Source organism: Rouxiella badensis (genome assembly GCF_002093665.1).
Lineage (GTDB): Bacteria > Pseudomonadota > Gammaproteobacteria > Enterobacterales > Enterobacteriaceae > Rouxiella > Rouxiella badensis.
Genome location: NZ_MRWE01000012.1, coordinates 111,236 through 122,541, shown reverse-complemented (window position 1 = coordinate 122,541; position 11,306 = coordinate 111,236). Strand labels below are relative to the sequence as shown.

Below are 11,306 nucleotides of genomic sequence, written 5' to 3'. Positions count from 1 at the left end.
AATAAATATAACCACATGATTTTAATGAATTTAAAATAACATCTAAATAAGAACGAAGTTGTTAGTGATAATTATTCACGATAAAAAATCCATTAAAAAGAATCATTCTTATTAATATTCTACTTTATTTAATTTAAGCGCAGGCAATTAATAGACATTCAATTAAATGAATAAAAATGATTAGTAGTCTCATTTAGATTGAAGTGACACGCGTCAGGGCATTCACCTCGGCCGGACTGTCTTGTACAATGCGCCAAGAATCGCTAATCAGGAACAAAATGATGAACCGTAATCTGGCCGAGATAGCCAAAGAAGAGATGGACAAAATTAACGTAGATTTGGCCGCATCCGCCGTCGCCTTCAAGGAACGCTACAACATGCCGGTGGTTGCCGAGATTGCCGAGCGTGAGCAACCCGCCCATCTTCGCGAATATTTCCGCGAGCGGGTCGCCTTTTACCGCGTGGAGTCACACAAATACTCTCGCCTGCCGTATGAACCGAAGCAAAAATAATCCGGCCGCCCGTCAGGAGAGAGTGAGCTAACGTCTTTCAGCTGCGGGCAAATTTCTGGTTAGCGCGAATAAGCCGATCGAGAATGCCGGGTTCGTTAAACGAGTGCCCTGCTCCTTCAATAATATGCAGCTCAGCTTCAGGCCAAGCCTTGGCAAGATCCCAGGCATTTTGCACCTGACAGGCCATGTCATAGCGCCCGTGAACAATCACCGCCGGAATGTGGCGAATCTTGTCGACGTCGCGCAGCAGCTGGTCATCCGTCTCCATAAAGCCCAGGTGTGTGAAGTAGTGATTTTCGATACGGGCGAAGGCCAGCGCGAAATCATCTTCACCGAATGAGGCAGAGTCCTCGGTGGGCAGCAGGGTCACAGTCTCACCTTCCCACAGGCTCCAGATTTTAGCCGCCTGAAGTTGAATGGCGCGGTCACTGTGGGTTAAACGTGCACGGTAAGCCGCGATAACGTCTTTGCGTTCCTCTTCAGACAGAATAGACAGTACGTTCTGCCATTTTTCCGGGAAGAAACGCGAAGCGCCGTCCTGATAATACCACTGTAGCTCCTGCTTTCTGATGGTGAAGATGCCGCGCATAACCAGTTCACTGACGCGGTCTGGATGGGTCTGCGCATAGGCCAGTGCCAGTGTAGAACCCCATGACCCGCCAAAAACCAGCCATTGATCGACGCCTGCCATCTCACGCAGGCGTTCAATATCCTGCACCAGGTGCCAGGTGGTGTTGTTTTCCAGGCTGGCGTGAGGCAATGAGCGCCCGCAGCCACGCTGATCGAACAGCATGACGTCATAATCGTTAGGGTCAAAAAGTTGACGATGTACCGCAGAACACCCGCCTCCCGGGCCTCCGTGCAGGAATACCGCAGGCTTGCCTTTGGGGTTCCCGCTGCGCTCCCAATAAATCTGATGACCGTCGCCGGTATCCAGCAATCCACTGGCGTATGCTTCCCGAGGTAAATACAACCCTTTCAATTTAGGCATGAAATTTCCTGTTATTTTTTCAGTCCAGTGTATTGATTTGCTTGCTCGTGTTAATAACAGCGTATCCAGAGTATAGGGTCAATCTCTTACCACTCTGGGTTTCAAAAAAGGATGTTTTTTTCGAGCGGCAGCACAGTAAAACGCCTTACTGCACAGATAATCAGCAACATGGCTTCCTATAAAAGAAAAAAAATAGCCATAACAGGATATTTTCGAAAAAGTCGGGCTGCTCTATTGCAAGTTATCGCAAATAGGCAGTAAATAGCATAGTGACCGTATCCACCCGCTTGAGAGAGGCCAATATGAGTAAAGGAATGGATAGCAAAAAGAATGCGAAGAAAAAACCGTTAAAAACCCCCGCAGAGAAAAAAGCAGAAAAACGTGCCAAGAAGGCATCTGCTTAATACGGAATTCGCATCATAAAACCCGCTTAGCGCGGGTTTTTTTGTTAATTGGCCTTACAAATAAACATCCGGGAAGACCTCATGAGTGATTTTTCAATCGCTGCCGCGCAGATTACCTGTGTCGCGGGGAATATTGATGTAAATATTCAGCGCCATTCGCGGGCCGTTGCGCTTGCCGCAGAGCACGGCGTGAGCCTGATTATTTTTCCTGAACTTTCTCTCACCGGCTATGAGCCCGAGTTGGCGCGCAAGCTAGGACTGACGCTTCAGGACTCGCGTCTCGAACTGCTGCGAAATCAGGCAAAAAATCATAACATCACTATTGTGTGCGGTGCGCCACTGTGCTGTAACGACGGCGATGCCCTGTATATTGGCGCCATCGTTTTTTCCCCAGACGGCACACTGTATTCCTACACCAAACAACATTTACACGATACTGAAGAGCACTTCTTCACCCCCGGTCAGGGCGGCCCTCAGCTCAGTCTAGGCGAGAGAACATTGGGTCTGGCTATCTGCGCTGACATCGCCTCACCTTCGCATCCGCAGCTTGCAGCCGCTGGCGGGGCAGACATCTACGGCGCGGGTGTCTTAATCTCTAAACCAAGCTACGACAAAGAAAGCGAGATGATGCGCGGTTATGCCGAGAAACACCGTATGACGGTGATGCTGGCAAACCACTGCGCGCCAACCGGTGGGTGGATCCCGGCAGGCAAGAGCGCCATCTGGTCCGAACTCGGCCATGAAATTGTTGTCGCACCTGCCAATCAGGACGCACTGGCGATTGCCCGCAAAACCCACGAGGGATGGCACGGACACGTCGAGCTGATAAGCTATCAGGGAGCCTAAATTATCAGGAGCAAGCAATGAGTTTTAGAGTGATTGATACAGAAACCTGTGGGTTTAACGGCGGGGTGGTCGAAATCGCCTCGGTCGACGTGGTTGAGGGCGTTATCACGCAACCCATGAGCGACCTGGTGTGTCCAGACCGTGAAATTAGCCCTCAGGCGATGGCAGTTCATCAAATCACCGAGGAGATGGTCGAAGGCAAGCCGCGTATCGCGGTAGCCGTGCGCCGCTATCAGGGTCATCCCTACTACGTTGCGCATAACGCAGCCTTTGACCGTGCGATGCTGCCCGAAATGAACGGGCAATGGATCTGCACCGTGAAACTGGCGCGCGAGGTGTTTCCCGGGCAGCCGAGCTACAGCCTGCAAAATCTGCGTCATAGCTTAAATCTCGACACGCATCCGCCAGCGCATTTACACCCACACCGAGCGCTGTACGACTGCTACGTCACCGCTTCGCTTCTGATCCGCATTCAGGAAGAATCCGGTCTGAGTGCTGAAGAGATGCTGGCGATAGCCGAGCGCCCTACGCTACTGCGCACGCTTAAATTCGGCAAATATCGCGGTCAGAAGATTTCTGAGATAGCCTCACAGGACCCTGGTTATCTGCGCTGGATGCTGCGCGAAGTCAGCAGCCTCAGTGCGGATATGAAATACAGTCTGAACTACTTTTTGGATAAGTAGGCTCAGACTCCAGACAGTAAAAAGGCGACCATTGAGTCGCCTTTTTTATTGCTGATTTTTTCCTGAAGAATCCTTAATTACTGCTGGCTAAGCGCGATGACAAACGCATATTCCATCGCGATATCTTCGTAAGCCTTGAAGCGCCCTGACTTGCCGCCGTGACCAGAATCCATGTCGGTGTACATCAGCAGCTGATTGTTATCCGTTTTCAGGTCACGCAGCTTGGCAACCCACTTTGCCGGTTCCCAGTATTGCACCTGTGAATCGTGCAGCCCGGTAGTGACCAGCATGTGCGGATAATCCTGCGCCAGAACCTGATCGTATGGGCTGTATTGCAGGATGTAGTCGTAGTACGCCTTGTCATTCGGGTTGCCCCACTCGTCGTACTCACCGGTAGTCAGTGGGATAGATTCATCGAGCATGGTGGTTACCACGTCAACAAACGGAACCTGCGCCACGATGCCGTGATAAAGCTCAGGGGCCTGATTGATAATCGCGCCCATCAGCAGGCCGCCGGCGCTGCCGCCCATCGCATACACCCGATCTTTATCGCCGTATTTTTGTTCGACCAAGGCTTTAGTCACGTCGATAAAGTCGTGGAAGGTATTCAGCTTGTTGAACAGTTTCCCGTCTTCGTACCACTGTTGACCGAGATCGGCACCGCCGCGAATATGTGCCAGCGCAAACACGAAACCGCGATCCAGCAGGCTCAAACGGCTGCCGCTGAAACCTGGATCCATGCTGCTGCCGTAGGATCCGTAGGCGTAGATCATCAGCGGATTGTGCCCGGCTTTGAACGTGTCATGACGATATACCAGAGAGACCGGCACCTTGACGCCGTCGCGTGCCGTGACCCAAACGCGCTCGCTGCGGTAGTTGGCTGAATCGAAGTCTTTCACTTCCTGCTGTTTGAGCAGCCTGCGCTCGCCGGTGTCGAGGTCCAGCTCGAACAGGGAACTGGCGGTGGTCATCGACGAATAACCGTAGCGCAGCAGTGACGTATCAGGCGTTGGATTGTAGGAAAGCCAAGTCACGTAGGTCGGATCGTCAAACTTCAGCGATTTCTCCTCGCCGCTCTGCCAGTGAATCTGACGCAGGTGGGTCAGCCCCTCCTGACGTTCTTCGATAACTAGCCAGTCGCGAAACAGGCTGAAACCCTCGAGCATCACATCGTCACGTGCAGGGATAAGCGTCTGCCAGTCGGCCTCTGCAAAGCTGTCGCTCTTGTACAGGCCGAAGTTTTTGCCGTCTTTATTGGAGCGAATATAGAAATGGCCCTGATAATGATCCAGCGCGTATTCATGATCTTTCCTGCGCGGGGCAAACAGCTGTGGCTCGGCCAGCGGGTTATCGGCGTCCAGCAGCAGCACTTCTGAGGTCGTTGTGCTGTCGAGGTGAATAATGATGTATCGCTCAGAAGTGGTTTTGTCGAGGCCGACGTAGAAGGTGTCGTCTTTCTCTTCGTAAACCAGCACGTCCTGCTCAGGATCAGTGCCAACCTGATGACGATAAACCTGATAAGGCAGCAGCGTGGTCTTGTGCTTGCGCACGTAGAAAATGGTCTTTGAGTCGTTGGCCCACTCGGCACTTCCTGAGGTGTTACTCAGAACTTCCTCAGACCAGCTGTCATCCAGCAGGCTCTTGACGCGAATATCGTACTGACGGCGCGACAGAAAATCTTCCGCCACCAGCAGTTGCGTATTATCAGGGCTCACGTCAAGGCCACCGAGGGTATAGAACTCACGGTCGGCGGCGCGCTCGTTGCCGTCGATCAGCGTTTGCCAGTTTTCGCTCTCGGCCGCCGGTTGACGCAGGTAGATAGCATACTCGTTGCCCGGCTCGTAGCGCGTCTGATAACGATAGCCGTGCTTCACGTAAGGAACGGAGTGATCCTGCTGAGGAATGCGGTCAACCATCTCCTGATACAAGGCTTCACGCAGTGCCTGATGCGGCTTCATCGCCTGTTCTGTCCAGGCATTTTCCGCCTGAAGATAATTCAGTACGTCTTCATCGCTGCGCTCATCGTCGCGCAGCCAATAGTAATCGTCTACGCGCGTGTCGCCGTGCGTAGTCATAGGATACGGACGCTTTTCAGCCTTTGGCGGAATCATCATTGTCGAGTTTCTCTCCTCAATTTCACTTAGCGCAGTAAGAAGGCCTTGCAGCTCTTGCCTTTAATTTTGCCTTCCTGCAGGCGTTGCAGGGCTTTCTTGGCGCTGTTTTTGCGAATAGCAACATAGGCATGAATCGGGAACATGTCGATTTTGCCCACTTCGGCGGCGGTTAAACCCGCATCACCGGTCAGCGCGCCCAGAATATCACCCGGACGAATCTTGGCTTTACGGCCACCGTCGATGCACAACGTCAGCATCTCGGGTTCCAGCGTCGCGGCAGGGGCAGAGAGACTCTGAGCAGCAGGCTGCCATTTGAAGCTTTTGCGCATATAGTCTTCGAGCGCATGAACGCGGACCATTTCCTGCGGCGTAACCAGACTCACCGCCACACCGCTGGTACCTGCACGACCGGTACGGCCCACTCGGTGAACGTGCACTTCAGGGTCGAACGACAGTTCGTAGTTGATGACCAGTCCCAGCTGTTTGATGTCAAGACCACGGGCGGCAACGTCGGTGGCAACCAATACGCGGCAGCTGCCGTTGGAGAAACGCACCAGAACGCGGTCGCGGTCGCGCTGCTCGAGGTCGCCGTTCAACGCCAGTACGCTAATGCCCTTGCTGGCCAGCGTATCGGCAATCTCCTGGCAATCGCGTTTGGTGTTACAGAAAACCACGCACGAGGTCGGCTGATACTGATAAAGCACCGCAGTCAGCAGCGACAAACGGCTGTGGCGGTCGGCTTCGATAAATACCTGTTCGATGTCGGCAACGTCTTCGCCACCCTCTATTTCCACGTTCAGCGGCTGACGCTGGAATTTATTGCTGATGCGCTCGATGCCTTCCGGATAGGTCGCGGAGAACAGCAGCGTCTGGCGAGACGGCGGCGTATAGCTCACCACGTCTTCGATATCTTCGCTAAAGCCCATATCCAGCATGCGGTCAGCTTCATCGAGCACCAGCACTTTCATCTGGTCAAGCTTCAGGGTGCCTTTGCGCAGATGTTCCTGAATACGGCCCGGCGTACCCACCACGATGTGCGGCTGGTGCACCAGAGAGTCAAGCTGTGGCCCAATCGGCTGGCCGCCGCACAGGGTCAGGATTTTGATGTTTTGGGTGAAACGCGCCAGACGACGCAGCTCTTTACTGACCTGATCCGCCAGTTCACGCGTTGGGCACAGCACCAGCGCCTGGCAGAAGAAATCGCCGACAGTAATTTTATCTAACAGCCCGATACCAAACGCAGCGGTCTTGCCACTGCCGGTCTTGGCTTTCGCGCGCACGTCCTGACCCAGCAGGATGGCAGGCAAAGAGGCTTCCTGAATTGGCGTCATTTGGGCGTAGCCCAGTTCTTCGAGGTTAGAAATTTGTTCGGATGGCAAAGTCAGTGTGGAGAAAGAATGCGTGCTCAAGGCGATAACTCTTATGTAAGGCGAAAAAAACGAAGCGGCGCAAGGCTATCAGCGCCATGTAATGCTTTAGATAATAACAGAGAAGGGGATATTGCGCCTTAGCGCTAATGACTGGAGTCAAAAAAACCCGCAACGCAGGCGGGTTTTAGAAAATCGTTATCTAATGATCAGTTGGCTTAAGTAAGCCAGAAGTGACTGATTACAGAGCGACGACGTTGGCAGCAGACGGGCCACGTGGGCTGTCTTGAATGGTGAACTCTACGTTCTGACCTTCAGCCAGGGTTTTGAAACCATCGCTGTTGATTGCAGAGAAGTGAACGAAAACGTCTTTAGAGCCATCAGCTGGAGTGATGAAACCGAAGCCTTTGCTTTCGTTGAACCATTTTACCTGACCGTTTAACTTACTCATTTTACTATCCTTTACTATTCAAAAAGCATCCGCCTCGATCGCGAATGCCCGACTATTAACGCACATTCGCGCCCCGCACGCAAATACTGGCGCAGGTGCGCAATCGTTTTCGTGGTGAGACTTTTTCCTATATAATGCCGCCAACTATTTTCGCAACGTCCTCTGTCACCGCAATCTGCCACGCAGAATGGGTGCCCAAAACGCGATTTTACGACCGATATTTTCATCACCGACAACGAGTTAGGTATCCAGCTATGTTAACCATTGGAACTGCACTGCGCACCGACGCGACCCGCGTCATGTTATTGGGCTCTGGCGAACTGGGCAAAGAGGTGGCTATTGAATGCCAACGTCTTGGTCTGGAAGTGATCGCCGTCGACAGATACGCCGACGCGCCTGCAATGCAGGTTGCCCACCGCAGCCATGTGATCAACATGCTGGACGGCGAGGCGCTCAAGCAGCTTATCGAGAAAGAGCGTCCTGACTTTATCGTCCCGGAAATTGAAGCTATTGCTACCAGCATGCTGGTTGAGCTGGAAAAGCAGGGTCATAACGTGGTGCCATGCGCCGAAGCAACGCGCCTGACCATGAACCGTGAAGGCATCCGTCGTCTGGCGGCCGAGACGCTGAAACTGCCAACCTCGACCTACCGTTTTGCCGATGATGAAGCCAGCTTCAAACAGGCAGTGCAGGAAATTGGTTATCCGTGCATCATCAAGCCGGTCATGAGCTCTTCCGGTAAAGGCCAGAGTCTGATCCGCAGTGGAGAAACGTTGCAGGCCGCGTGGGACTATGCGCAGCTTGGCGGCCGCGCAGGCGGGGGGCGGGTCATCGTTGAAGGTCTGGTGAAGTTTGATTTCGAGATTACCCTGCTGACTATCAGCGCCATTGACGGTATTCACTTCTGCGCCCCTATTGGCCATCGTCAGGAAGACGGCGATTACCGCGAATCATGGCAGCCACAGCAGATGAGCAGTCTGGCGCTCGAGCGTGCGAAAGATATCGCAAAAAACGTGGTGGAAGCACTGGGTGGACACGGGCTGTTTGGCGTTGAGCTGTTCGTTTGCGGTGATGACGTGGTGTTCAGCGAAGTGTCTCCTCGCCCACACGATACCGGCATGGTAACGCTGATTTCTCAGGACCTGTCTGAGTTTGCGCTGCACGTGCGCGCGTTCCTCGGGCTGCCAATCGGCACTATCCGCCAGTTCGGTCCCTCGGCTTCTGCCGTCATCCTGCCGGAACTGACCAGCAACAACGTTAGCTTCAGCGGTTTGGAGCAGGCTTTAGTGGGTTCTAATCAGGTGCGCTTGTTTGGCAAGCCTGAAATCAGCGGAAAACGTCGTCTGGGTGTTGCGCTGTCAATCGGCGATACCATTGAGCAAGCGGTTGAAACTGCAATCAAGGCAGCAGCAGCCGTGGTCGTTAAGGGTTAACGCCTGGCTTCTGGCCGTTGTGCAGTTGATGTGCAACGGCCAAATATTCAGTAAGGCTTATTCTTCGTCTTCATCGTCAAAGATAACCGTCACACGGTCACCCTTGTGGGTTTCACGAATCTCTGCCGCAACCACGGCAATCGCCTGACCACTGCTCATCCCCTCTTCCATTAACTGGCGGATACGGTCAGCGGCTTGCTGCTGCTCTGAGTGCGAAAGTGAAGGCATACCGGTCAACATGAATGTGTTCCTGTTCTATTTCTATAGTGAAGCGAGCTTAGCCGCACATTATACGCCTTAATTTGCCAATGACCTACCCACATCAAATCTATGCTAGGATCGGTTCGCCAGGAATTGCATTGTCACCGTGTCGGGAATTTTCAAAATACTATGCCATCCGTTCAATCCATTGATTTTTATAAATTAGATTATCAACCTGATGCGCTGCTCACGCGCTTTGCCTCCCTGTCGTCACTGCCTTGGGCCATGCTGCTGCACTCCGGCGCTGCCGACCATGTCCACAACCGCTTCGACATTTTGGTCGCCGACCCGCAGGTCACGCTGACCACGCGCGGGCTGCATACTGAAATCTGCCGAAAAGACGCCTCGGGCGTGACGGCTGAAATTAGCGAGGCGGACCCATTCCAGCTGTTACAGCAGGAGCTTGAGGCCAGCGGAATGCGGGCAGAAGTTAACGCCGACTTCCCTTTTCAGGGTGGCGCGTTAGGGCTGCTGGGCTACGATTTAGGCCGCAGGATTGAAAAGTTGCCGTCGCTGGCGGAACCTGACATTACTCTGCCGGATATGGCGATAGGGATTTACAGCTGGGCGCTGATTGCCGATCACCATTTACAGCGGCTGACGCTGGTGAGTCAGGGAGATATCCACACCCGCCTTACGTGGCTCGAGCAGCATCAACAAACGCTGCCCACCGAGCCTTTCCAGCTGACTTCGCCGTGGCAGTCGAACATGACCCGCGAAGCCTACGGTGATAAATTTCGCCAGATACAGGAATATTTGCACAGCGGCGACTGCTATCAAATCAACCTGACTCAGCGCTTTAAAGCCCAATATCAGGGCGATGAATGGCAGGCATTTCTACGCCTGAACCAGACTAACCGTGCGCCGTTCTCGGCGTTCCTGCGTCTGCCAGAAAACGCCGTGTTGAGCCTTTCGCCCGAGCGTTTTATCTGGCTGGAAGAAGACAGGATCCAGACCCGTCCGATCAAGGGTACAATGCCGCGCCATGAGGATCCGCTTCTCGACCGACTTCAGGCCGAAAAGCTGAGATCTTCAGCCAAAGATCGCGCCGAGAACCTGATGATCGTCGATCTCTTGCGTAATGATATTGGCCGTGTTGCCACCCCCGGCAGCGTAAAAGTGCCTGAGCTGTTTGTGGTCGAACCCTTCCCCGCCGTGCATCACCTGGTGAGCACTATTACTGCTCGCCTGCCCAACGCCTGTCATCCGGCGAGCCTGCTGCGCGCATGTTTCCCCGGCGGGTCTATCACTGGTGCACCGAAAATCAGGGCAATGCAGATTATCGAGCAGTTGGAGCCACAGCGCCGTAACGGCTACTGCGGCAGCATCGTCTACATCAGCTGTTGCGGTACGATGGACAGCAATATCACTATCCGCACTCTGCTGGCCGAAAAAGGCGAACTGTTCTGCTGGGCCGGTGGCGGCATCGTCGCCGACAGTCAGGAGCAAGCGGAATATCAGGAAACCTTCGATAAAGTGGCGCGCATTCTGCCGCTGCTCGGTGAGGATATCGCGCCATGATGGACTTCAGTCCTCAACCTTTACCGCCAGACGTTGAGCGATTTGTTCGCCAGTTTCAGCTGAATTTGCCCACCACGCCGGTGCGCAAGGCCGTTGGACGACGACAGGCTGCGGTGCTGATCCCGATCGTCTGCCGCGAGCAGCCCACCCTGTTGCTGACCCGCCGATCCGACAATTTACGCAAGCATGCGGGTCAGGTGGCGTTTCCGGGCGGCAAGGCGGACGCGTCCGACCCTTCGCTTATTTTCACCGCGCTGCGCGAGGCGCAGGAAGAGGTCGCCATTCCCCCCTCTTGCGTGCGCGTACTGGGCCAGATGCAGCCGGTCGACAGTAGCAGCGGGTTTCAGGTGACGCCGGTGGTGGGATTGATTCCGGTCGATGTGCCGTTACACCCCAATGAAGACGAAGTGGCAGAGCTGTTCGAAATTCCGTTGCAGGAGGCGCTTAACTTTGCGCGCTATCATCCGCTGGATTTTCAGCGCGCAGGCGTTCGTCGTCGAGTGTATTTATCCTGGTATGAGGAGCAATTTGTGTGGGGAATGACCGCCGGGATCATTCTTCAGTTGGCTAAACAGATAGGCAACTGACGACGAGTTGTGATCCCGCTCCTCACCCACTTCACACTTATGCGATGAATTACTTTTTTTCATGCGAAAACCGCTGTGTAATCCTTCACACCCTTTTACACTATAACGCTAACAACCGAACAATAAATAAACAAAG

11 protein-coding genes are annotated in these 11,306 nt (G+C 53.6%); 6 read left to right on the top strand and 5 right to left on the bottom strand.

Annotated features, from left to right (window positions below):
- Window positions 1-281: 281 nt before the first annotated feature.
- Window positions 282-512 carry a DNA polymerase III subunit theta gene (locus tag BS640_RS09410; RefSeq protein ID WP_084912439.1) on the top strand — a complete coding sequence of 77 codons (231 nt, stop codon included), beginning with the start codon at window positions 282-284 and terminating at the stop codon, window positions 510-512.
- A 37-nt stretch (window positions 513-549) separates the two neighbouring features.
- Here BS640_RS09410 and pip read toward each other — a convergent pair whose 3' ends face one another.
- Window positions 550-1,503 (bottom strand): prolyl aminopeptidase, encoded by a 954-nt coding sequence (gene pip, locus BS640_RS09405; protein ID WP_017491913.1) that lies wholly within the window; start codon window positions 1,501-1,503, stop codon window positions 550-552.
- Window positions 1,504-1,988: 485 nt separating this feature from the next.
- Between pip and BS640_RS09400 the strand changes: the two genes are divergently transcribed.
- Together BS640_RS09400 and exoX are read left to right on the top strand one after the other, a co-directional pair.
- Complete coding sequence (locus BS640_RS09400; protein ID WP_084912438.1) at window positions 1,989-2,753, top strand: carbon-nitrogen hydrolase family protein; 765 nt, start codon at window positions 1,989-1,991, stop codon at window positions 2,751-2,753.
- 17 nt (window positions 2,754-2,770) lie between these two features.
- Window positions 2,771-3,436, top strand: a complete 666-nt coding sequence (gene exoX / locus BS640_RS09395) for an exodeoxyribonuclease X (RefSeq protein ID WP_017491916.1) — start codon at window positions 2,771-2,773, stop codon at window positions 3,434-3,436.
- Between the two features lie 77 nt (window positions 3,437-3,513).
- Here the strand turns inward: exoX and BS640_RS09390 are convergent, their stop codons facing one another.
- The 3 genes from BS640_RS09390 to cspE form a co-directional block, all read right to left on the bottom strand.
- On the bottom strand, window positions 3,514-5,550 hold the full coding sequence (locus BS640_RS09390; RefSeq protein WP_084912437.1) for a S9 family peptidase: 2,037 nt from the start codon (window positions 5,548-5,550) through the stop codon (window positions 3,514-3,516).
- Between the two features lie 26 nt (window positions 5,551-5,576).
- Window positions 5,577-6,959: an ATP-dependent RNA helicase DbpA gene (gene dbpA, locus BS640_RS09385; protein WP_017491918.1), complete on the bottom strand. Its 1,383-nt coding sequence runs from the start codon at window positions 6,957-6,959 to the stop codon at window positions 5,577-5,579.
- A gap of 199 nt (window positions 6,960-7,158) precedes the next feature.
- Window positions 7,159-7,368 (bottom strand): transcription antiterminator/RNA stability regulator CspE, encoded by a 210-nt coding sequence (gene cspE / locus BS640_RS09380; RefSeq protein ID WP_017491919.1) that lies wholly within the window; start codon window positions 7,366-7,368, stop codon window positions 7,159-7,161.
- A 254-nt stretch (window positions 7,369-7,622) separates the two neighbouring features.
- Here cspE and purT point away from each other — a divergent pair, with 254 nt between their 5' ends.
- Window positions 7,623-8,801: a formate-dependent phosphoribosylglycinamide formyltransferase gene (gene purT, locus BS640_RS09375; RefSeq protein ID WP_084912436.1), complete on the top strand. Its 1,179-nt coding sequence runs from the start codon at window positions 7,623-7,625 to the stop codon at window positions 8,799-8,801.
- 57 nt (window positions 8,802-8,858) lie between these two features.
- Here the strand turns inward: purT and BS640_RS09370 are convergent, their stop codons facing one another.
- Window positions 8,859-9,041, bottom strand: coding sequence for a YoaH family protein (locus BS640_RS09370; RefSeq protein WP_017491921.1), 183 nt, complete (start codon window positions 9,039-9,041; stop codon window positions 8,859-8,861).
- Between the two features lie 150 nt (window positions 9,042-9,191).
- On the opposite strand from BS640_RS09370, the gene pabB reads away from it, so the two are divergent.
- Together pabB and BS640_RS09360 are read left to right on the top strand one after the other, a co-directional pair.
- Complete coding sequence (gene pabB, locus BS640_RS09365; RefSeq protein WP_084912435.1) at window positions 9,192-10,583, top strand: aminodeoxychorismate synthase component 1; 1,392 nt, start codon at window positions 9,192-9,194, stop codon at window positions 10,581-10,583.
- Window positions 10,580-11,170, top strand: a complete 591-nt coding sequence (locus BS640_RS09360; protein ID WP_017491923.1) for a CoA pyrophosphatase — start codon at window positions 10,580-10,582, stop codon at window positions 11,168-11,170. Before pabB ends, BS640_RS09360 begins: the two co-directional genes overlap by 4 nt.
- Window positions 11,171-11,306 lie beyond the last annotated feature (136 nt).